We start from the raw sequence: 21473 nt of genomic DNA, 5'->3' as shown, positions 1-21473 counted from the left end.
GTCGACATCGCGTCGGCGGGGCCCGCTCGCGTACCGGTGGCGGTGCTGGGCGGAATGTGCGCCCGGTCCGCCGGGGTGCCGGACCCCTCAGGCAACCCCGGCGGACCGGTGTTCTCGGGTGGCCCGGACGACGCCGGGCCACCGGGTCAGCGACTCGTGCAGCTCACCGAGGCCGGCGGCGAGTTGGTGCCGGTCCAGGAACCGAGGAAGCCGATCGTGGTGCTGGCCCCGGGGGCGAGCGCGCCGTTCCAGCCGCTGTCCACAACCGAGACGACCGCCCCGGTCTGGGTGTGGGTGCCGCCCCAGAGCTGGCTGACGCGCTGGCCGTTGGGGAACGTCCAGCCGAGCGTCCAGCCCGCGATGGGCCTGGTGCCGGGGTTGCTGACCACGACCTCGGCCTGGAAACCGCCCGTCCACGAGCCGGTCACCCGGTAGGTCGCCGCGCACCCACCAACCGGAGGCGGCGTCGTCGGAGGGGGCGTGGTCGGAGGGGGCGTGGTCGGAGGGGGCGTGGTGGGAGGGGGCGTGGTCGGAGGGGGCGTGGTCGGAGGCGGCGTGGTCGGAGGCGGCGTGGTGGGAGGCGGCGTCGTCGGCGTGCCGCCGGTGCGGTCGGCCACCAGGATGCCGCGACCGTTGGTGCCCAGGTAGACCCGCCCGTAGACCCGGGGATCGCCGGTCAGCGCCTCGGTCGGGTTGCCGTACTGGTGACGGTCGTCGTTGATGCGTACCCACGTCGTGCCGCCGTCGTCGGAGCGGTGTACACCGGGCTGGCCGTCCACCGTGCCGTAGAGGAAGACGGCGGGGTTGGTCCGCCCCGGCGCGGCCTTGCCGAACCCGACGTTGCCGGAGGCGCTGACGCCGCCCAGCTTGGTGAAGCTGGCCCCGGAGTCGGTGGACCGCCAGAGCCCGCCCGGACCGGCCAGCCACAGCTCGCCCGACTTGCCGGGCAACGCCTTGAAGCGCACGTCGGAGGTGGGCAGGCCGGTCGCCGCCGTCGCGGTGAAGCTCGCGCCGCCGTTGGTGCTCAGGTAGAGCCGGCCGCCGCTGAAGCCGTAGAACCGGTTGGGGTCGACCCGGTCGGATTCGATCGTCGCGTTCGCCGGGATGCCCGTGGACGGCGCCCACGAGTTGCCGAAGCCGACCGCGTAGACGACGCGTTGGCCCGCGTCGCCGGGCGACCAGACGAACCGGCTGCCGTCGGCCGCCGCGGCGACCGTGCCGCCGGCGTTGACGCCGGACGGCTCGGTGCCCTGGAACCAGGTGGCCCCGCCGTCGGTGGAGAAGGCGACGTGGCTGTCGTTGGGCCGGTCGGAGTCGGTGAAGTTGCCGGCCCGCACCAGCACGGCGGGCTTGCTCTCGGCGTAGTCCAGGCTCGTGGTGCTGGTGAAGACCGGCTGGGTGAAGAGCATCGACGGAATGGTGTCCAGGTCGGTGTGCCGGAAGCCGCCGACGTCGCCGAGCGCGCTGATCAGGGGTGCGCCGCTGGGTGGGCTGACCAGGTCGAGGACGGCCGTCTCCTCCAGGCCCCGGACCATCGGCCGGATCGTGAACTGACCGCCGGTGTCCCACTTGGTGAGGTCGGTGGTGCCGTAGATGGTGGCCCCGGTGCCGTACATCATGCGGTTGGAGTCGTGCGGGTCGATCTCCACCGACTCGTTCATCCAGCCCAGCTTGGGGGTCTCCTCGGGGGGCGCCGGGTTGGTGCCGAAGGTCAGCCAGGGCACCGAGCTGATGTCCATGGTGTAGCGCTTGGACCGCTGCGGGTAGCTGGTGAAGTCCCAGATGCGGGTCCAGCTCGCCCCGCCGTCAGTGCTGCGGAAGAAGATCGCGTCCGGCCACCAGGAGACCTGGGTGCCCACCATCAGCGTGTTCGGGTGCTGCCGGTCGATGGTCAGCCCGCTGTAGCCGAAGTAGTCGTCGCCGCTGGTGGAGGGGATCGGGCTGATCCGCGTCCAGGCCCCGGTGGACCGGGTGAACTTCCAGACGTCGCCCTTGCCGCCGTCGTACGGGCCGCCGGTGTCGCTGGTGGCGATGTAGAGGTGACCGCCGACCGGGTCGACGACGCCCTTGTGCGCCAGGTAGCCGGTGGGTTGCCCGGGAATCCGCGCCCAGGTGACACCACCGTCGGTGCTGCGGTAGACCGGGTTGTCCTTGTCCGCCACACCCACATAGATCGTCTGCGTGGTGGTGCCGGCGGCGCCGGTGCTCTTGTCGAAGCTGACCCAGGTGAGGCCCTGGTTCTGCCCGTTGTAGCCGTTCGGGTCGCTGGGGTCGGCCCGGTAGTTGCCGACGTTCGGGAAGGCGGTGACCTTGGCCCAGGTCGCCCCGAAGTCGGTGCTGCGCCACAGCCCGTTCCCGCCCTCGGCGGCGTAGTAGAGGGTGCTGTTGCGGTTGGGGTCCACGGCCAGCCGCTCGCCCATGCCCCGGCCCGGCATGTTGCCGCCGTTCTTGAACGGCAGCTCGGTGACCTGCCAGGTGGCGCCCTTGTCGGCCGAGCGCAGGATCGCGCCGTTGTTCGGATCCCAGCCGTTGGTGTACATGCCGACCGCCGCGTACACCCGGTTGGTCTGCACCGGGTCGGTGGCGATGCTGACCACGCCGTTGTAGCCCCAGCGGTCCGCGCCGACCCAGTCGAGCAGCGGCGTCCACGACTGGCTGGACTGCTCCCAGCGGTAGGCCCCGCCGATGTCGGTCCGGGCGTAGATCAGGTTCTTCTCGGTCGGGTTGAAGACGATGCCGGGCACGAAGCCACCGCCGCCGACCGGGACGTTGCGCCAGGTGTACGCCTCGGCGGCGGCCGGTGCCGGCGCCGATCCCGCGGCGGTGATCGGGACCGCCACGACGGCCGTGGCGACGGTCAGCGCCGCCACGACCACGCTGGTCAGTGATCTGGGCATCTGCGTTCCTCTCCGGGGGTGGGGGCCCGGGAGTCGGGATCGACCGGGGTGGCGTCGCGGCCCGGGGGACGAGCACGGCGGCGCGGGGACGGGTCGACCAGAAGTGGCGCGTCGGGGCCCGGGGGACGGACGACGACGCGGGGGGACGGATCGGAGCTGCCCTGGCTCCAACCACCCGACGCGAGGCTCCCGCGATCGAGGAACGCACTCACCCTAACCGATCCGACGCCGCTATGGAAGCGCTCCCAACACTGCTGGCGAGCCCGCCACGCACGCAGGTCCGCAGGGTGGCCCCACCCGCATCGGGTGAGGACGGGTAACCCGCCCGGCCGGCAGGATCGGACCTCGGCGGGCCGGTCACGGCCAACACCCGGTCCGCCAGGCACGCGAGCGGATGGGAGGGGCAGATGGCCATCGCGACGATCACGCGCACCGACCAGGACATCCAGTCCGCCGTCCTCGACGAGTTGACCTGGGAACCCCGGGTGCAGCCACACGAGATCGGCGTGACCGTGGCCGAAGGCGTCGTCACGCTGAGCGGACGGGTGGACAGCTACGCGAAGAAGTGGGCCGGCGAACGGGCCGCGCACCGCGTCGCCGGTGTCCGGGCGGTCGCCAACGACCTGACCGTGCAACTGGCCGGCAGCGACGAACGCGCCGACCCGGACCTGGCCGGCGCGGCCAGCGACGCCCTGGAGTGGGACGCGTTCGTACCCATCGAGAAGCTCCAGGTCACCGTCTCGGCCGGGTGGGTGACGCTGCACGGTGAGGTCGAGTGGGAGTACCAGCGCCGGGCCGCCGAACGAGCGGTGTGCCGGCTGACCGGCGTCCGTGGGGTCAGCAACGGCATCACCGTCCAGCCGAACGCGACGCCGGACGGCGTGAACCTGGCCGGGAAGATCGTGGACGCGCTGGCCCGGGCCGGCGCCACCGAGGCCGAGCGGATCACCGTCCGGGTGCACGGCGACACGGCGGTGCTCGCCGGGTTGGTGCACTCCATGCCCGAACGCGCCGAGGTCGAGCAGGTGGCCTGGTCCGCGCCGGGCATCCGGGAGGTCCAGAACCACATCGCGGTCGCCCCGGTGCTGCGCTGAGCGCGGGTACCACCCGGGACGGGTGAGTCCGTCTCACCCGTCCCGTCGGCAGGCTGGTGGCATGAGTGATCCGAACGGGCTGATCCAACCCGGGCACCCCGCCCCCGGCTTCACCCTGGCAAGCACTCCGGACGGGCGTCAGACCGGCCCCGAGCAGTTCCGGGGTCGGCCGGTCGTCCTGGTCTTCTATCCCGCCGACTGGAGCCCCGTCTGCGGTGACCAGATGTCGCTCTACCAGGCGGCGGCGCCGGTGTTCGAGCAGTACCAGGCCATGGTGCTGGGCATCTCGGTGGACAGCATCTGGTCGCACCGGGCGTTCGCCGAGAACCAGGGCATCACCTTCCCGCTGCTGTCCGACTTCGAGCCCAAGGGTGAGGTGTCCCGCCGGTACGGCGCGTACACCTCGCGGGGTGAGTCGGCCCGCGCGCTGGTGGTGCTCGACCAGGCCGGGACGGTGGCGTGGAGCTACCTGTCGGCTCCCGACGTCAACCCGGGCGCGGACGGGATCTTCGACGCGCTGGACAACCTGACCAACGAGCGGAAGGTGATGGCCCGATGACCACGCCACTGCAGGTCACCGCGCGGCTGCGCGAGCCGCTGACCGTCGAGGACCACGTCCGCGGGCCGTCCGACGCCGCGGTGACCATCATCGAGTACGGCGACTTCCAGTGCCGGTTCTGCGGTGCCGCGTACCCGAACCTGCACGAGCTGCTGCGCCAGCGCGCCGACACGGTACGGCTGGTCTACCGCTACTTCCCCATCGCCAATGTCCACCCGTACGCCGAGCGGGCCGCCGAGACGGCGGAGGCCGCCGCGGCGCGCGGCAAGTTCTGGGAGATGCACGACTGGCTGTACGAGCACCAGGACCAGTTGGACCCGGTGCACCTCTCGCTCGGCGTCGAGCAGCTCGGGCTGCCGACGGACGAGGTGAACGGCGAGGTGGACCGCCGGACGTACGCCGACCGCGTACGCCGGGACTTCGTGGGCGGGATCCGCAGCGGGGTCAACGGCACGCCGACCCTGTTCGTCAACGACGTCCGGCACGACGGCGGGTACGACCTGCCCGACCTGCTGGCCGCCGTGGACGCGGCGGCGAACGCCTGACCCGCTCCGCCGCTCAGATCAGCCGCAGCTCGCGCGCCCGCCGGACCGCCTCGCGCCGGCGGGTCGCGCCGAGTTTGCGGTAGATGTTGCGCACGTGCGTCTTGACCGTGTTGACCGACAGCGACAGCTCGCCGGCGATCTCCACGTTGGACAGGATGCTCTGCAGGTACCGCAGGATGGTCAGCTCCCGCTCGGTGAGCGGCTCGTCGAGCAGGCCGCCCGGCTCGACCGCCGGCCGGGCGGCGCCCTCCTCGACGCCCCGGACCAGGTCGCCGACCAGCGGGAAGTGCGCGGTGCCCGCGTCGAGGTGGGCGGCCAGCAGGTCCCGGACCGACGGTTGTGCCCGGGTGAACGCCCGACGGGAGCCCTGCGGGCCGGCCAGGTCGAGCACCTGTTCGAGGACCCGCCTGGCCCGTCGTCCGTCCCCGGCCCGTTCGGCGAGCACCGCCTCCAGCAGCCCGGCGTCCAGGCGTACCGACAGGGGCCAGGCTGCGGCCGGCGGCCCCTGCCAGTCCGGTAGGGCCCGCCCGGCGGCGCCGAGGTCGCCGGCCCGCAGCTCGACCCGGGCCAGAACCACGTCGAGCGCCGGGGTGGCCGGGTCGCCGGCGACGTCCGCGAGCAGGTCCCGGGCGGCGTCCAGGTCGCCCCGCTCGGCGCGGGCGTCGGCCTCGGCGGCCCGGAGCAGACTCGACAGTTCGGCGGCGGCCGGCTCGTCGGGCAGTGCCTCGCGCGCGCCCACGAGCAGCCGCTGGGCGGCGGCCGGGTCACCGGCGTCCCGGGCCAGACCCGCGCGGCACAGCGCGAGGACCGCCGCCGCCACCGGCTCGTCGCCGGGCTCGTCGGTGGCCGGTGCGGCCAGCGCGAGGTTCGCGGCGGCCTCCTCGGGCTGGTCGCGGTGCAGGGCCACCGCCGCCAGGGCCAGGTACGCGTAGCCGCAGTCGAGCCGGCAGGACCAGCCCCGGCAGGGCGGCATGCCCAGCGCGTCGTGCGCCGCCTGCTCCGCCGCACGCAGGTCACCGCGCACGGCGAGTAGTAGCGCGGTGCGGCTGGCGGCGACCAGCTCGGTACGCGGCCGGCCGGCCTCCCGGGCCGCCGCCCGGGCCCGGACGAACCGGGCGTCGGGCAGCCCGCCGGCGGACATCCCGACCAGGCCCAGCGCGGTCCCGGTGAACGCCCGCAGGTCGGCGTCCCCGGGCCGCGGGGCGTCGGTCAGCGGCCCGGCGGGCGGGCCGTCGGGTGAGCCGGCGGTCGGGGCGGCCGTCGGGCGGGTGCGCAGCAGTCGGGCTGCGGCCGCACGGGTCTGCGGCAGGTCACCGGCGAGCCGGGCCAGGGTCAGCTCCAGCGCGGTCGCCAACCGCAGGAACCGGTCCCGCCGTGGCGTCGGCAGCGCGTCCGCGTACGACGCGGCGGTGCGCAGGTGGGCGGTGGCGGCGCTCAGGTCGCCGGCGTACGCCCGCTCGGCGGCACTGGCGAGGGCCACCTCCGGATCGGCCTCGACCGCCTCCGGGGGCGCGGACGGCGGCGGCGGGCCTCCGACCGGGTCGTGGTCGTAGCGGGTCAGCTCCGGCCAGTGCGCGACGAACAGGTCGGCGGCCAGGTCCCAGCGGCCGGCGGCGAGGGCGTGCCGGAGGCCGTCGGCGGGTCGGCCCGCGCCGGCGTACCAGTCGGACGCCCGCGCGTGCAGCTCCCGCACCTCGTCGGCGGGCAGCCGGGCCAGCTCGGCGCGGAGCAGGTCGGCGAGCAGCGGGTCGCAGCGGTACCAGGGTGGTCGGCTGTCCTCCCGGCGTAACAGGCCGCCGGCCCCGGCCAGGTTTGCCAGCGCCTGCTCGGCGTCCGCGCGGCCGGTCAACGCCTCGGCCAGCTCGGCGCAGACGCTCTCGGCGAGGGCCGTACGACGCAGCAGGTCCCGATCGGCCGGGTCGATCGCGGCCAGCACCTCCTCGTGCAGGTAGCCGGCGATCTCCGGCTGGTCGCCGCCGAACTGCCCCACCCACCGTTCCGGGTCGGGCTGGCCGCGCAACGCCAGCGCGGCGATCCGCAGCGCGGCCGGCCAGCCTCCGGCGCGCTCGCGAAGCCGGTGTACGGCGGCGGCCGGCAGCGGCGCACCGTGCGCGGTCAGCAGGTCGGCCACCTCGTCGTCGGTGAAGGCCAGCTCGTCCGTGCCGACCTCGGTCAGCTCGCCGGCGAGGCGTAGGCGGTGCAGGGCCAGTGGCAGCCCGGCCCGCGCGCCGACCACCAGGCGCAGCCGCTGCTCGGAGTGCCGCAGCAGGAACTCCAACCCGCTCAGCGCGGCCGGGTCGGTGATCCGGTGCAGATCGTCCAGGACCAGCAGTACGGGTCGTTCGGCGGCGGCCAGCCCGGCCGCCAGCAGTTCCAGCTGGTCGGGGCGCGGCGGGCCGGTCGGCAGGGGGGCGACCAGGTCGTCGTCCGCCGCGCCGGTGGCCGTGCGCAGGGCCGCCGCCAGGTACGCCCACAGCCGGTCGCCGTCGTCGCCGACCTCCACCGAGACCCACGCCGGCGCTGGGGCGTCCTCGGGTTCGGTCAGCCGTACCCAGGAGGCGAGCAGGGTCGTCTTGCCCCACCCGGCGGGCGCGACAACCAGGGTGACCGGCCCGGCGCTGCCCTCGTCGAGGCGGCGCAGCAGGCGCGGCCGGGCCACCACCGGCTCGGGCGGCACGGTCGGCGTCAGCCGCGACGACAGCAGCGGACGCTGCTCCCCCGGCCGCACCGCCGCCGTGCCGACCCGTGCGGAATCCTGCTGTTCCGGCACCCGGCCCCCACCCCCACCGCCCGCGTTCCGCCCCCCGGTCGGCGAGCGGTTACCCGGCGGGGGCCGGTTCACCCCTTCCGGGCGAGCCCGCTTCACCCGGGCCCGACCGACGATCGGGGGACGTGGACCGGGAGGACCGATGGGACGCAGGAGACGGCTGGCACGGGCGGGATCGGCCCTCGGCGGCGGCGCGTTGGCCGGGGCGGCACGGCTGCTGCGCGTACCCCGGTGGCGTGGCCGGTCCGGCGCGGACCGCGACCTCACCGCGGCCGGGTGGGAGGTGGTGACCGTGGACCGCCCCCCGGAGCAGGTGCTTCCCGACGGCCGGTGGCCGGAGCCGTTGCGCCGCCTGGACGGCGTGGTGGAGGTGCGGGTGCGGCAGGCGCCGGGTGAGCGGGGCACCGAGCTGGCCGCCCGGCCACTGGCCCGTGCCGCCGCGACGGCAGGCCTCGCCGCCCACCTCGTCGGCGACGATCCGCGCCTGCTGGTCCGGCGGACCCTGCGCCAGGTGAAGCAGCGCGCCGAGGCCGGCGAGGTGCTGCGCGCGGACCGTTCGGCGCTGGACCGCCTGAGGGTCCCCGGGTGAGGGCGCTGTGCTGGGTGGCCGCCGACGAGCTGGCGGTACGCGAGGTGCCCGACCCGGAGTTGCGCAACGAGCGGGACGTCATCGTCCGCGTCCGCCGCAGCGCCACCTGCGGGGGTGACCTGCCCCTGCTGGCGGGGCGGGACCCGCTGCTGCGCGCCGGTGACGTGCTGGGGGCCGAGTTCGTGGGCGAGGTGGTCGAGGCCGGGCCGGCGATCCGGCGGCACCGGATCGGCGACCGGGTGGTGGTCGGCGCGGGCGTGGCGTGCGGCGGCTGCTGGTACTGCCGCCAGGGGCGGCACTCGTGCTGCGACAACTCCGCCGTCGACGTGCCGAGCGTCGATCCGGGCCGGGAACGTCCGGACGCCGGCTGCTTCGGCCGGCCCCGGGCGGCGGGCGGCTTCGCCGGTGGACACGCCGAGTACGTGCGGGTGCCGTACGCCGACGTCGGCGCGTTCCGGGTGCCGGACGCGGTCGACGACGACCGGGCGCTCTTCGCCGCCGACGCGGCGCCGACCGGTTGGCTCGCGGCCGAACTGGGTGAGGTACGACCCGGCGACGTGGTGGCGGTCTGGGGGGCCGGCGCGGTGGGCCAGTTGACCGCCCACGCCGCCGTGCTGCGGGGCGCGGCCCGGGTGCTCGTCGTCGACCGGTACGAGGAGCGCCTGCGGATGGCCGAACGGCACGCCGGGGCGGAGCCGCTGGACTACCGCCGGGCCGATGTGACGGCCGAGCTGCGCGAGCGCAGCGGTGGGCGGGGCCCGGACGTGTGCGTGGTCGCGGTCGGTCCGCCGCCGCCCCGCTCGGTCGTCGACCGGTTGGCCGGCGGTGGCCGCCCGGACCCGGTGCGCGAGGCGGTGCACGCCTGCCGCAAGGACGGCGTGGTGGTGGTGCTCGGCGGCACCGACGGGTCCGTCGACGGGTTCGCCCTGGGCACGGTCACCGACAAGCGGCTCACAGTGCGCGGGGCCCGCCGGCCGGACCTGCGGGACGTACCGATGCTGCTGCACCGGATGGCCCGCGACGAGCTGCGGACCGAGCACCTGGCCACCCACCGGTTGCCGCTCGCGGACGGCCCCTCGGGGTACGCGCTGTTCGCCGACCGCGCCGACGGCTGCATCCGGGTCGTGTTCACGCCGTGACCCGCCCTCGCCGGATCGGCGCGCGACGATGACCGGTGGCAGACTCGGAGGATGACTGGCGAGCGGGCGTACGACGTGGTGCTGTTCGGCGCGACCGGCTTCACGGGCGGGCTGACGGCCGAGTACCTGGCCCGGCACGCGCCGCCCGGGTTGCGCTGGGCCCTGGCCGGGCGGGACCCCGCTCGCCTGGCCGCCGTGCGGGACCGGCTCGCCGCGATCGAACCCGCGCTGGTCGACCTGCCGCTGCTGCACGCCGACGTGGGCGACGCCGGGTCGCTGCGGGTGGTGGCCGAGAGCGCCCGGGTGGTCGCCAGCACCGTCGGGCCGTACGTCCACCACGGCGAGCCGCTGGTCGCGGCCTGCGCCCGCGCCGGCACCGACTACCTGGACATCACCGGCGAGCCGGAGTTCGTCGACCTGATGTACGTCCGCCACCACGCCGAGGCGACCCGCACGGGCGCCCGGCTGGTGCACGCCTGCGGGTTCGACTCCGTCCCGCACGACCTGGGCGTCTGGTTCACCGTCAAGCACCTGCCGGCCGGCGAACCGATCACCGTGGACGGTTACGTGCGCGCCGGCGCCCGGTTCTCCGGTGGCACCTACCATTCCGCGCTCACCGCCTTCGCCCGGACCGGGCAGGCCAGCCGGGCCGCCCGCGCCCGCCGGGCGGTCGAGCCGCGTCCCACCGACCGCCGGGTCCGCGCGGTGCCCGGCCGGCTGGCCCGCTCGGCGGAGCTGGGCAGCTGGACCGTGCCGCTGCCCACCATCGATCCGCAGGTGGTCCGCCGGTCGGCCGCGGCCCGCCCGGAGTACGGGCCGGACTTCCGCTACCGGCACTTCGCGGCGCTGAAGCGGCTGCCGACGGTGCTCGTCGGCGCGGTGGGGCTCGGCGCGCTGCTCGGCCTGGTGAAGGTGCCGCCCACCCGGCGGTGGCTGCTCGGGCGGCTCGCCTCCGGGCAGGGGCCCAGCGCGCAGCAGCGGGCGTCGTCCTGGTTCCGGGTCCGGTTCGTCGGCACCGGGGGCGGGCAGCGCGTGGTCACCGAGGTCGCCGGCGGCGACCCGGGCTACGACGAGACAGCCAAGATGCTCGCCGAGTCGGCGCTCTGTCTGGCGCTCGACGACCTGCCGCCGACCGCCGGCCAGCTCACCCCGGTCACCGCGATGGGCGACGCGCTGCTCGACCGGCTGGTCCGCGCCGGGCTCACCTTCCGGGTGCTGAAACGGGACGAGGTCGCAGCCGGCTCGTCGGCGGCGGGAGCGACACGCGATGCGGCGGCCGGAGCGACACGCGACACGGCGGCGCGTGGGACCGGGCCGGCCGCTTGACCCTCAACCAGGTCGAGGGGGCAGGATGCCCGACGTGGTGAGCGACCTGCACAGCATCGGCGAGTTGGCCCGCGCCAGCGGCCTGACCGTCAGCGCGCTGCGCTTCTACGACTCGGCGGGCGTGCTGACGCCGGCCCTGGTCGACCCGGTGACCGGCTACCGCTGGTACACCGACGCGCAGGTCGCCCCGGCCCGGCTGGTCGCCGGGCTGCGCCGGGTCGGTATGCCGGTGCCCGACATCGCCGCCGCCGTCCGCGCCGAGCCGGCCGAGGTGCACCGGCTGCTCGACGCGCACCTGCGCCGGCTGACCGACGGGCTCGCCGACGCACGCCGTGAGATCACGCGGCTGCGTACCCTGGTCGATCCGGGCCCGGCCGTGGTGACCACGCTGCTGCTCTCCCACGCCGAGCTCACCGCCGCGCTCGACGCGGTGCGCTTCGCCGTCGGCGTCGACCCGGAGCTGCCGGCCCTGTCCGGGGTGCTGCTCGACGTCGAGCCGGACGCGGTGCGGTTGGTCGCCACCGACCGGCACCGCCTCGCGCTGGCCCGGGCCGGGGCCGCCGTCGACGGGCCGCCGGTGCGGGTGCTGCTGCCGGTGGACCTCGTCGACCGGCTGCGCCGGCTGCTGGACACCGACGACGGGCCGGTACGAATGACGGTGGCCGGGCCTGAGCTGCGGGTCATGGCGGCCGGCCGGACGCTCACGGGCGTCGCCCTGCCGTACGACTTCCCGGACTACCGGCGGCTGCTGCGCGAGGCGGTCGGCGTGCGGCCGGCCGCGTACCGCATCCCGGTGGACGTGGTGGCCCTGCGCGCCGCGCTGCGCGACCCGGCCGCACCCACGCTCGCCCGCGAGTACGCGGGCACGCCGCTGGCGGTCTCCGTCCTGGGCCTCGACGAGGCGGGTGGCCTGCGGCTGCTGCACCCCACCGAGCTGACCGGGCTGCCCGCCGATCCGAACGGCGAGCTGCGGTTCGGGGTGAACGGCGCGTACCTGCTCGACGCGCTGGACGCGGCCGGCGGCCCGCAACTGGTGCTGGAGCTGGACGGGCCGATCGCCCCGCTGGCCGTACGCCGCCCGGACGACGAGGACACCTTCTCCGTCCTGATGCCGATCCGGTTGTAGAAACCCCTCGCGCTCCCCGTCCCCGGGTGGAAACGTGCGCGACGGTAACATCTGATGGTTCACCAGTGAACCCCGGACGGAGGCGTACGGAGCAGCATGCTCGACATGGAGTTGATCCGGAAGGATCGCGAGGCGGTGGCGACCGCGCTGGCGAAGCGACTGGATCCCGCCGAGGTCACCCGATCCCTGGACGAGATCCAGCGGCTCGACCAGGAACGCCGCGCCCTGATCACGGAGATCGACGCCGAGCGGCAACGCCGCAAGGCCGAGGCCCGGGCGTACGCGCAGGCCAAGCGCGCCGGCACCGAGCCGCAGGTCTCCGCCCCCGAGGCGGAGCGCAAGCAGCTCGCCGACCTGGAGTCCCAGTTGGACGAGGTGCAGGCCCGGCTGCGCGACGCGATGAGCGAGCTGCCGAACCTGCCCGCCGACGACATCCTCCCCGGCGGCAAGGAGGCCAACCGGGTCGTCAAGACCTTCGGTGAGCCACCGGTGATCGAGAAGGTCCGCGACCACGTGGAGCTGTCCCGGGCGCTCGGTCTGGTCGACTACGAGCGCGGCGTCAAGCTCGGCGGCTCCGGCTTCTGGATCTACACGGGTGTCGGTGCCCGGCTGGAGTGGGCGCTGCTCAACTACTTCGTCGACCAGCACATCAAAGCCGGGTACGAGTTCCTGCTCCCGCCGCACCTGCTGCTCGACTCGGCCGGGTTCGCCGCCGGCCAGTTCCCCAAGTTCTACGACGACGTCTATCACCTGGACGCCGCCTCCGCGCCGCGTGGGCAGTTCCTGCTGCCCACCTCGGAGACGGCGATCCTGGGCGCGTACCAGGACGAGATCCTGGAGACCACGAAGCTGCCGTTGAAGGCGTTCGCGTACACGCCGTGCTACCGCCGCGAGTCGGCCGGGTCGCACTCGGACGAGCGCGGCACGGTGCGCGGGCACCAGTTCAACAAGGTGGAGATCTTCCAGTTCACCCTGCCAGAGCAGGCGGACTCGGCGCTGGAGGAGATGCTCGCCCACGCCGAGAGCCTGGTTGAAGGGCTGGGCCTGCACTACCAGCGCACGCTGCTCTCGGCCGGCGACGCCAGCGCCTCGATGAAGAAGACCCTCGACATCGAGGTGTGGATGCCGAGCACGGGCAAGTACAAGGAGGTCTCGTCGGTCTCCTGGGCCGGCGACTACCAGGCGCGTCGGGCGGCCATCCGCTACCGCGAGCCGGGTGGCAAGCAGACCCGCTTCGTGCACACCCTCAACGGCTCCGCCCTGGCCACGAGCCGCCTCTTCCCGGCCATCCTGGAGCAGTACCAGCAGGCCGACGGCAGCGTCCTGGTCCCCAAGGTCCTCCAGGACCGTCTGGGCACCGACCGGCTGACCCCCCTGCGCTGAGTCAGTCGGCGGCGGGGCTGGTGCGATCCGCACCAGCCCCGCCGTCGTTTGTTCGAACTTTCAGGCGGCGAACACCTCCACGGAGGTCAGCCGGGCGTCACCGGGCTGCCAGTCGGCGACCGCGACCGCCAGGTACCGCGCGGAGGACGTGGTCGTGACGGTGGTCTCGGGCTTCGGCTTCGGCACCGAGGCGACCGTCTTGTAGCCGAGTCCGTCGGCCGAGGTGGCCACGGTGATCGGCCGCCGCCGACCGGGCGTCCAGGTCAGGCGGACCGAGGCCAGTTCCCGCGACGATCCGAGGTCGATCACCATTCGGCCGTTCGGGCCGGGTTGCCAGGCGGTCCCCGGGTCGCCGTCGACGGCGGCCGACGGGTCGGTCATGCCGGCCGGCAGCGGTGACGTCGGGTAGGTCGTCCGAGACCGGGCCAGGTCGCTGGTCGGCGTCACCGTTGCGCCCGCGAACGCGACGTCCTTGCTGTGTCCGGCGGGAACCGTCACCCGCTGGCGGGCGCCGCCGGCCGCGGACTCCACCTGCACCTTCACGATGTGGCCGGCGGGCGCGGTGACTCGGACCTGGTGCGAGCCGGTGACGTCGAACCGGGTACCGGCGGGAATCGCCTTCTCCGGCTGTGCCGCGGTCACGGTGAAGCGGGGCGGCTCGACGCGTGCGGTCGCGGCGGCAAGGTCGACCTGGTAGGTCGTGGTCCCCGATCCGGTGACCTGGCTTCCGTGGTACAGCCGCAACGTGGCGGGCTGCGCAAGCGTGACGGCCGCCGCCGTGATGGCGCTGTCGGACAGGTTGAACAGGCTCAGGTATCCGTCCGCGTCACTCACCCGCAACGCCTCCGGACCGCCGCCGGGCAGGGTTCGGGACGCCGCGGCGGCCAGCGCCGGCCGGCTCGCGCCCGCGTACCCCTCGATGATCAGCCGGGTGCTGCCGGTGGCCGGCCCGCTGGACAGGGTGACGGTGGTGGCGGTCACGGTGATCGGATTCTGGGCGTTGTGGACCACCAGACCCGCTCGTCCGTCGATGTCCAGCCAGGAGCCGGCGATGGTGGGGCTGTCCGGCACCACCGCCGCGTCGCTCCAGTCGGAGCCGTCGAGAGAGGTCTGGATGACGTAGCGGGTGCCGTACGCGGCCTCCCAGTCCAGACGTACGCCGCTGATGTCGATCGGCTCGCCGAGGTCGACGGCGAGCCAACTGTCCACGCGGGCGCGTTCCTCCCGGGCGACCGCCCAGCGGGTGCCGGGATTGCCGTCGGTCGCCCGCGCCGCGGGGTAGGCGGGGTCGGCGGACGAGGCCGTGGCGGTCCGGCCGGCGGCGCGGTCGACCCCACCGGCGTCGAGCACGGCGAAGGTGAACAGCGAGTAGCCGTACTGGGTGGCGGGGGAACGGCCGAGCATCCGCACGTACCGGGCGGAACGAGACGCGAAGCTGATCTGGTCGGTTCCACCGTCGCCGACGCCCGATTGTCCGGCCAGGGTGACGGATCCCTGTTCGCCGGTGAAGGTACGGGTGCCGGTGAGCCCGGGTACGCCGGGCATGTCCAGGTTGAACAGGGTGAGCGTGCCCTCGTCGGCACTGATGCCGGTGGTGGCGTACACGACCGTACCGGTGGGTAGCGTGACGTATCCGGCGGTGCCGTCGGCGACGCGCAGAACGGTCGCCGTGGCGTCGACACCGTCCCGGGCCACGGTGTACGCGGCGGAGGTACGGCCGAGGACCGGCGCGGACTGCCTCGGCAGCAGCGAGGCGGCCCGGGTGTCGAACAACCAGTTGTCGTGGGCGGGCGCCCACTGGAACGAGACGAATCCGGTCTTGCTGACCGCCGCGGCGAACGCGGCCGGGGTTTGTTGGGCGGTCAGCCCGGCCTGCTCCCCGAAGTCCCGGGTGCCCGCAGCCGCCGCGAAGAACGTGGTGCTGGCGACCGGCTGGACCACGCCGCCGTTGGCTGCCCGCCAGGAGTGGAACAGGTAACTGATCGCGATCTCGGCCCGGGCCTCGGGCTCGTACTTCGGCTCGCCGCTGAACTTGGTGAGCCGATTCTCGGGTGGGTAGTTCAGGTAGGGCATGAGCCGGTCGGCGAGGTCCGCCTCGGCCCGGGCGGCGTGCCGGTCGCCCTGGACCTGCGCGAGGAAGGCGAGCGGCAGGACATCACGGCCGTACAGGTGGTAGCGGTCCGCGACCATCGGCATGAAGGGTTCGCCGGCGTCGCTGGCCAGCAGCCGCATGGTCCGCCACAGTTGGTCGCCGCTGGGCTGCCGGGTGAGTGCCTCGGGAAGCGGTTTGCCGGCGGTCAGGAAGTGCGCCGCGGTACGACCCGCGGTGCGCCACAGTTCTTCCTGGTAGTGCGGGCCGAAGGAGCCGTGGTTCTCGACGAGGAACGTGTCGTGGATGTTGTGGGCGGTGTTCCAGTCCGCGATCGCCCGCCCGTCGACGACGGCGGGGTTGGCGCGGTCGGCCGCCGGTAGTCCGGTCGCGTTGAGCGTCCACATCGAGAACCGCTCGCGCCACGCCGCGGCTGCGGGGTCGTCCGGCGCCCAGGCCAGGCCGGGAGCGATCGCCTGTGCGTAGACCCCCATCTCCTCGAGCTTGGTGTCACCGATCCAGCCACCGGTGCGGCCGTTCGGCGTCCAACTGCCACTCAGTGGGTCGTTACCGGTGCCGAGGGAGTGGGCGTACGCGGCCTGTCCCCGGGCGATGCGGTCGACGTTGGTGCGGGTCACCTCGTCCAGGTCGGACCAGAGCAGTCGGGCGGCCAGGACGAAGTACAGCTCGAAGGTGCTGTCCCAGAAGAGCTGTCGGCCCCACTCGGTGCCGCCGGCGAGCCGGTTGGTGGCCGCGAACCGGCGGATGGTGGCGATGGTACGGGCATGCAGCGTGTCCCGGTCGACGCCGGTCACCGCCGGGTCGTACCCGGGCGAGATGAGCAGGACCGCGTTACCGAGGACGACCGCGAACCTGAAGTCCGCGAGGCGGTACGCGTTGATCGCCGGATCCCACTGCTCCTCGGCCCACCGGGTGTGGGCGAGCAGCAGCGAGTGGTAGGTGTGGGCAACCGGGCCGGTGGCCGCAGCCGGTGGCGTGGGGGCGGCCGACGCGGCCTGGGCGGCGGCGGGTCGGGCGATGGCGAGTCCAGCGCCGATGGCGCCGCCGAGGATGAGCAGCCGCCGCCTGCTCAGCTCGAATTCGGAGATACGCATGGTGGCCCTTCGGTGGTGACAACGTTGTCAGCCAGGCTCCGACGATCACTTCCGGATGTCAAGACCCATACCCCCCCGCGCGCTAGACCAGCTCACCCCGCCGATCTTGCACTTGCTGTCGTCTCGATGCCCCGATCCGCGTCTTTTGGGGCGACAGAAAGTGCAAGATCGCGGGCATGACGGCGGGAGCGCGCGGTGCGGGCTGCCAGGAGGAGCAGCGCTGCCAGGGTGGCCAGGAGCACCGCCGGGCCCAGGGTGTCGACGGTGTTCGACAGGGCGTGCTGCACCTGCGCGGCTGCTTGGATGACCGGGTCTTCGAGGGCTTCTCGCCGGCCGGCGGCGAGCCGTAGCTCGTACCAGCCGTACCAGGCGACGTAGCCGCCCGCCAGCAGCAGAACCAGGCCGCTGAGCCGGGGCACCAGCGCGCCCGCGACGCGCAGCCGGGCCACCAGCGAATCGCGCAGCAGCGCCACCCCGACCGCGGCGACCGCGACCACCAGACCCATCCCGAGGGCGTACGCGCCGAACAGCGCCAGCCCACGCCCGGTCGAGCCGGCCTGGAGGCTCGTCACCACGATGGCCAGAAAGGGCGCGATGGCGCACCCCAGCGAGGCCAGCGCGTACGCCGCCCCGAACAGCGCCATCGACGGCCACGACCTGGTCAGCCGGGGCGCCCGAGCGGTCCAGCCCGGCGCGGGCAGTCGCCGGCCGGCGAGCAGCCAGCAACCGGCCGCCACCAGCAGCAGCCCGAGCACCACCGTCAGCCACGGCAGCCGGGGTCGCAGCCAGCCGGCCAGCGGCGCGAGCGCCAGACCGAAGGCGCCGAAGACCACCACGTACCCCAGGGTGAGCCCGGCCGCCGCGGTGAGCGCGCGGCCGACCGCGCCGCGGGCGTCCGACGCTCCGGCGACCAACAGTGAGAGGTACGCGGGCAGCAACGCGAACCCGCACGGGTTGACCGCGCCGAGCATGCCGGCGGTCAACGCGAGCAGCAGCGGGCCGGTCACGCCCCGGCCAACGCGCTAACCCGGGCGGTGAGTGACTCACCGTCAAGGAAGCCCTGGTGGACGACCTTGCCGTCGCGGTCGATGATCACGAAGATGCTCTGTTCGGTGACCTTGAACCGCTTCCAGAGCACGCCCTTGCGGTCGTCGATCTGGGGCATGTCGCCGAGGTCGAACTCGGTGACGAAGTTCTTCATGTCGCGCTGCTCGCCCAGCCCGGCGACGCCGACGATCGGCACGGTGTCCCGATACTTCGGGGCGATCTCGGCCACCGTCCAGGCCTGGCTGGCGCAGGTGGCGCACCACGGCGCCCAGAACCAGAGCACCACCGGTCGGCCGGCCAGTCGCGTCGCGTCGAAGGCGCTGCCGGCGAGGGTCGTGCCGGTGAAGCGCAGGGTGTCCGGGACCGGGGCCGCCGGGGCCGACGACGCCCCGGCCGAGGGGGTCGGGGAACTGGTCGGGGCCGGCGCGGTCCCGGCGGCGGCAGCGTCGGGCGGCACCGTGCCGGTACAGGCCGTCGTGGCGAGCAGGGCGGCGACGAGTACTGCTGCCGCCGCCGGCCCGATCCGCTTGCGCATCCGTGCTCCTCCACAGTCGTAAGGAAGGGCCCCTTGCTATACACGAGGCGGTAAAAAGGTGCCGTTCCTTACTCGGCCTTGGCGAGGCGCAGGGCGAGTTCCGGGCAGACCTTGACCGCCTTGAGGGCGCCCTCGCGCAGCCACGTCGGCACGGGCGTGGCGGGGAAGGCGGGGTAGCCGTTGGCGTCGAGCCGGATGAAGTCCGGCACCACGTGCGCGCAGAGGCCGTGCCCGTCACAGCGGGACCAGTCCAGGGTGAGCTTCTGCGGGTTCGGGTCGGGTGCGCCGGGCAGCCCCATGACGCCCTTGACCCGCCGACCGCAGCCGTCGCCGGTGCTGTGCAGCCGCAGGTCCTCGGCGAAGACCTCGATCGCCGAGAGCGCGAACCGGGCCGTACCGTCGGGGTGGCTGCATGCTCCCCGGCCCTTGACCTCGCCCGCGGCCGCGCGGACGACGTCGGCCGGTTGGCTGCCGGCCACGGCCAGGTCGACCGCGCGGGCCAGGTCCGGCAGGCCCATCTTGCACGGGCCGCACTGGCCGGCGGACTCGCCGGCCAGGTAGCGCACCACCTGCGCGGCCTCCCCGAGCGGGCAGGTGTCCACGCCGATCGGAATGATGATGCCCGCGCCCAGGGTGCCGCCGACCGCGGCGAGGCCCTGGCGGGAGACCTCGGCCTTCTCGGCCGCCTCGGCGGTGATCCACTTGCCGTGGTAGCCGCCCATCAGGATGCCCTGCACGTCCGGGACCTCGCACAGGTCGAGGACGTCGCGCAGCGGCATGCCGGCGGTGCACTCCACCACGGCCGGCCGGGCCGCCGCGCCGGTCACCGTGAGCAGCACGGTGCCCGGCTCGTCGTCGGTGCCGAGGGCCGCGTACTCGTACGGGCCGAGTCGCGCGCCGACCGCGAGCTGGGCGTACGTCTCGGCGTTGGACAGCAGGGTGGGCAGGCCACTGACCCCGGAGTCGCTGGAGCGCTTCTTGGTGCCGGGCGGAATGTGCGGCAGCCCGTTGATCCCGTTGACCAGGGCGCCGCCCTCGCCGGAGATGAACCGGTGCGGCACGGTGACGATGGTGGTCGGCACCGGCATCCGGCGCTCGTCGAGGGCCTCCATCAGCGAGTCCCGGCCGACCCCGTCGTCCGCCACGCCGATGACGATCTCGTCGGCGTCCAGCGCGTACGCGGCCAGCGCCGCGCCGTCGAGGACCAGGTGCGGGGCGCGGGTCAGCAGCACCTTGTCCTTCCAGCTCGCCGGCTCGCCCTCGGTGGCGTTTACCACCACCACCGCGGCGAGGTCCTGCCGCTCGCACGACTCCAGCACGGCGCGCATCTTGCGGGCGAACGGGAAGCCCGCGCCGCCCTTGCCCTTGAGCTGCATGCCCTCGGCGAGCCGCAACAGTTGCGCCGGCTCCATCGGGCCGATCGGTCCGTGCACCTCCTCGTGCGCGGCCAGGTCGAGGCGTCCGAACTCGGCGAACCCGGCGGTCAGTCGAGGCTCACCGACACAGGCCACCGGAGGCACGGTCGTCCGCATCACTTGGCCTCACCCCGCAGACCCGCCCAGTACGCCCCGTCCACGGCGTCCGCGCTGGCCTTGCGGCGCTTGGCGGACCGGCCCTCGGCCCGCCGCGCGCGACGAGATGCCAGGTCGACCAGGGTCGGGGTGTCGTCGACGGGCGGCGGAACCTCGTCGGGGACGTACCGGGCCGGCGGGCGCCAGTAGTCCGGCTCCTCCGGCAGGTCGTCCTCCGCGCTGTGCCGGCCGCTGCCGCTGCGCGGCGCCGCCGAGATCGGACCGGCCGAGATCGGGCTGCTCGAGATCGGGCCGGCCGAGATCGGCTCGACCGAGACCGGACCGGCCGAGATCGGCTCGGCGGCCTGCCAACGGCGCGGGCTGTCCCACGGCTCTTCCGGCTCGTCGGTGGCCCGCCGGGGCGGGGCGGAGTACCGGGTGCCCTCGTCCTCGGTGCGGGACCGTCGTCCGCTCCGCTCGGCCGCCGGCTCCTCGGCCCGCCGCCGCCGGGTGGGGGCGGTCTCCTCGTCCCGGTCGCGGCTGCGCGACGCGCGCCGCCGGGTCACGGGCTCCATCTCCTCCTCGTCGCTGCGGCGGGCGGAGCGGCGGGTCGCCGTCGTCTCCATCTCTTCGCGGCGGTCCTGCCGGGCGGCGGGCTCCTCGTCGCGGCGACGGCGACTCGGCCGGACCGGCTCGACCAGCGAACCGGGCTCGGGCACCACCGGAACGGTGAACCGCTCAGGGTCCCGCCGCCGCGGACCGGTCGGCGCCGTCCACGTGGCGGTGGTGGCCTCCGCCCAGGCCGGACGCTTGTCCTCACTCTTCTCGCGGCGGCGACCCAGGCCGGCCAGCAGCGAGCGTCCACGGCCCTCGTCGGTGGCCCGTCCGGCCATCGCCGCGTTGCGCACGGCGGCCTGCTGCTGCTCGCGACTGCGCCGGCCGATGGTGACCGAGAGCCGCACCAGCAGCGCCAACACGACGAGCAGGACGCACGCGAAGTAGCTCAGGACCACCCAGGACGCCGCGGCCCGACCGGCGTTGAGGCCGTGGAAGATCGCGAACGGCCAGGCGAGGTAGGCGGCGGAGTGCAGCGTGCGCCACAGCCACTTCGGACCGACGCCGGCGAAGCGGGCCCGGATGATGCCGGTCCAGATCACGCTGACCATGAGCAGGGCGGCCACGGTGCCGAGGCCGACGTAGAGCCCTCGGCCACCGATGAACGGCACGAGTGAGTCGGTCGCCGCGGCCCGACCGGTGGCGATCTTGGTGAGCACGTGGAAGACCAGTCCGGCCGTACCCAGGACGCCGGTGGCGCGGTGCGCGGACTGCATCAGCACGCGGTGCGAGATGTTCAGCACCAGCCGGTCGGTGGCGAGCAGTCCCAGCATCACGGTGAGACTCAGCGACACCAGGGCGATCACGCCCGCGAAGAACTCGGTGAAGAAGAAGCCGTACGCGTACGCCATCTGACCGGCGCCGGTCAGCATGGTCGCCGCCCAGAAGGCGGCGAGCAACGAGGCGATCAGCATCGTCGTCGCCGAGCGGGATCGCGTCCGCACCCCCCGACTGCTGGTGCTGGTCCGGACCTCGGCGGCCTTCTGGTTCTGCTTTGCCCGGGCCATCTGCTCCTCGATCGTCTCGCGGCGGCGTACCACCGGCCGACCCCTGCTCCCCCATCCAGTACGGACCGGCGGCGCGCGCGGATCACCCGGGGGGAAAAAATTCTGGGCCGCCATCGAACCAAGTGACGT

Annotated in this window: 15 protein-coding genes; 8 read left to right on the top strand and 7 right to left on the bottom strand. The window is 74.2% G+C overall.

Annotation, left to right across the window (positions count from 1 at the left end):
• Positions 1-146: 146 nt before the first annotated feature.
• The gene (locus AB0B55_RS23110; RefSeq protein ID WP_357173625.1) at positions 147-2897 is read right to left on the bottom strand and encodes a cellulose binding domain-containing protein; all 2751 of its coding nucleotides are present in this window, start codon (positions 2895-2897) and stop codon (positions 147-149) included.
• Between the two features lie 407 nt (positions 2898-3304).
• Between AB0B55_RS23110 and AB0B55_RS23105 the strand changes: the two genes are divergently transcribed.
• The 3 genes from AB0B55_RS23105 to AB0B55_RS23095 all read left to right on the top strand — a co-directional run bounded on the left by AB0B55_RS23105 (position 3305) and on the right by AB0B55_RS23095 (position 5095).
• The gene (locus AB0B55_RS23105) at positions 3305-3991 is read left to right on the top strand and encodes a BON domain-containing protein (RefSeq protein ID WP_357132449.1); all 687 of its coding nucleotides are present in this window, start codon (positions 3305-3307) and stop codon (positions 3989-3991) included.
• Between the two features lie 61 nt (positions 3992-4052).
• Entirely contained in the window at positions 4053-4550 is a 498-nt protein-coding gene (locus AB0B55_RS23100) for a redoxin domain-containing protein (protein WP_357132446.1), read from the top strand.
• Positions 4547-5095 (top strand): thioredoxin domain-containing protein, encoded by a 549-nt coding sequence (locus tag AB0B55_RS23095; protein ID WP_355051378.1) that lies wholly within the window; start codon positions 4547-4549, stop codon positions 5093-5095. The genes AB0B55_RS23100 and AB0B55_RS23095 overlap by 4 nt, the downstream gene beginning before the upstream one ends.
• Before the next feature lie 13 nt (positions 5096-5108).
• Here AB0B55_RS23095 and AB0B55_RS23090 read toward each other — a convergent pair whose 3' ends face one another.
• On the bottom strand, positions 5109-7823 hold the full coding sequence (locus AB0B55_RS23090; RefSeq protein ID WP_357132738.1) for a LuxR C-terminal-related transcriptional regulator: 2715 nt from the start codon (positions 7821-7823) through the stop codon (positions 5109-5111).
• 181 nt (positions 7824-8004) lie between these two features.
• On the opposite strand from AB0B55_RS23090, the gene AB0B55_RS23085 reads away from it, so the two are divergent.
• The 5 genes from AB0B55_RS23085 (at position 8005) to serS (ending at position 13425) form a co-directional block, all read left to right on the top strand.
• Positions 8005-8451, top strand: coding sequence for a hypothetical protein (locus AB0B55_RS23085; RefSeq protein ID WP_357132442.1), 447 nt, complete (start codon positions 8005-8007; stop codon positions 8449-8451).
• A complete protein-coding gene (locus tag AB0B55_RS23080; RefSeq protein ID WP_357173622.1) occupies positions 8448-9590 on the top strand; it encodes an alcohol dehydrogenase catalytic domain-containing protein in 1143 nt (380 codons plus the stop codon). Before AB0B55_RS23085 ends, AB0B55_RS23080 begins: the two co-directional genes overlap by 4 nt.
• Before the next feature lie 51 nt (positions 9591-9641).
• On the top strand, positions 9642-10916 hold the full coding sequence (locus AB0B55_RS23075; protein WP_357173619.1) for a saccharopine dehydrogenase NADP-binding domain-containing protein: 1275 nt from the start codon (positions 9642-9644) through the stop codon (positions 10914-10916).
• Positions 10917-10941: 25 nt separating this feature from the next.
• Complete coding sequence (locus AB0B55_RS23070; protein ID WP_357173616.1) at positions 10942-12042, top strand: MerR family transcriptional regulator; 1101 nt, start codon at positions 10942-10944, stop codon at positions 12040-12042.
• A 96-nt stretch (positions 12043-12138) separates the two neighbouring features.
• A complete protein-coding gene (gene serS, locus AB0B55_RS23065) occupies positions 12139-13425 on the top strand; it encodes a serine--tRNA ligase (protein WP_357132430.1) in 1287 nt (428 codons plus the stop codon).
• Between the two features lie 60 nt (positions 13426-13485).
• Here serS and AB0B55_RS23060 read toward each other — a convergent pair whose 3' ends face one another.
• The 5 genes from AB0B55_RS23060 to AB0B55_RS23040 all read right to left on the bottom strand — a co-directional run bounded on the left by AB0B55_RS23060 (position 13486) and on the right by AB0B55_RS23040 (position 21377).
• Positions 13486-16629 (bottom strand): discoidin domain-containing protein, encoded by a 3144-nt coding sequence (locus tag AB0B55_RS23060; RefSeq protein ID WP_357173613.1) that lies wholly within the window; start codon positions 16627-16629, stop codon positions 13486-13488.
• Positions 16630-16721: 92 nt separating this feature from the next.
• Entirely contained in the window at positions 16722-17636 is a 915-nt protein-coding gene (locus AB0B55_RS23055) for a cytochrome c biogenesis protein CcdA (protein WP_357132424.1), read from the bottom strand.
• A complete protein-coding gene (locus tag AB0B55_RS23050) occupies positions 17633-18211 on the bottom strand; it encodes a thioredoxin-like domain-containing protein (protein ID WP_357132421.1) in 579 nt (192 codons plus the stop codon). The genes AB0B55_RS23055 and AB0B55_RS23050 overlap by 4 nt, the downstream gene beginning before the upstream one ends.
• 68 nt (positions 18212-18279) lie before the next feature.
• The gene (locus tag AB0B55_RS23045; protein WP_357173610.1) at positions 18280-19743 is read right to left on the bottom strand and encodes an NADH-ubiquinone oxidoreductase-F iron-sulfur binding region domain-containing protein; all 1464 of its coding nucleotides are present in this window, start codon (positions 19741-19743) and stop codon (positions 18280-18282) included.
• Positions 19743-21377, bottom strand: a complete 1635-nt coding sequence (locus AB0B55_RS23040) for a hypothetical protein (protein WP_357173607.1) — start codon at positions 21375-21377, stop codon at positions 19743-19745. Before AB0B55_RS23040 ends, AB0B55_RS23045 begins: the two co-directional genes overlap by 1 nt.
• Between the last annotated feature and the right edge of the window lie 96 nt (positions 21378-21473).

This window comes from Micromonospora sp. NPDC049107, from assembly GCF_040648595.1.
Lineage (GTDB): Bacteria > Actinomycetota > Actinomycetes > Mycobacteriales > Micromonosporaceae > Micromonospora.
Note: the sequence above shows the minus strand (reverse complement) of the source record. Positions and strands in the feature narration are given on the sequence as shown.

What these genes read in the sequence shown, in the direction of transcription:
- AB0B55_RS23110 (WP_357173625.1), bottom strand. Translation starts at nt 2,897, where the DNA reads ATGCCCAGATCACTGACCAGCGTGGTCGTGGCGGCGCTGACCGTCGCC.
- AB0B55_RS23105 (WP_357132449.1), top strand. Translation starts at nt 3,305, where the DNA reads ATGGCCATCGCGACGATCACGCGCACCGACCAGGACATCCAGTCCGCC.
- AB0B55_RS23100 (WP_357132446.1), top strand. Translation starts at nt 4,053, where the DNA reads ATGAGTGATCCGAACGGGCTGATCCAACCCGGGCACCCCGCCCCCGGC.
- AB0B55_RS23095 (WP_355051378.1), top strand. Translation starts at nt 4,547, where the DNA reads ATGACCACGCCACTGCAGGTCACCGCGCGGCTGCGCGAGCCGCTGACC.
- AB0B55_RS23085 (WP_357132442.1), top strand. Translation starts at nt 8,005, where the DNA reads ATGGGACGCAGGAGACGGCTGGCACGGGCGGGATCGGCCCTCGGCGGC.
- AB0B55_RS23075 (WP_357173619.1), top strand. Translation starts at nt 9,642, where the DNA reads ATGACTGGCGAGCGGGCGTACGACGTGGTGCTGTTCGGCGCGACCGGC.
- AB0B55_RS23070 (WP_357173616.1), top strand. Translation starts at nt 10,942, where the DNA reads ATGCCCGACGTGGTGAGCGACCTGCACAGCATCGGCGAGTTGGCCCGC.
- serS (WP_357132430.1), top strand. Translation starts at nt 12,139, where the DNA reads ATGCTCGACATGGAGTTGATCCGGAAGGATCGCGAGGCGGTGGCGACC.
- AB0B55_RS23060 (WP_357173613.1), bottom strand. Translation starts at nt 16,629, where the DNA reads ATGCGTATCTCCGAATTCGAGCTGAGCAGGCGGCGGCTGCTCATCCTC.
- AB0B55_RS23050 (WP_357132421.1), bottom strand. Translation starts at nt 18,211, where the DNA reads ATGCGCAAGCGGATCGGGCCGGCGGCGGCAGCAGTACTCGTCGCCGCC.
- AB0B55_RS23045 (WP_357173610.1), bottom strand. Translation starts at nt 19,743, where the DNA reads ATGCGGACGACCGTGCCTCCGGTGGCCTGTGTCGGTGAGCCTCGACTG.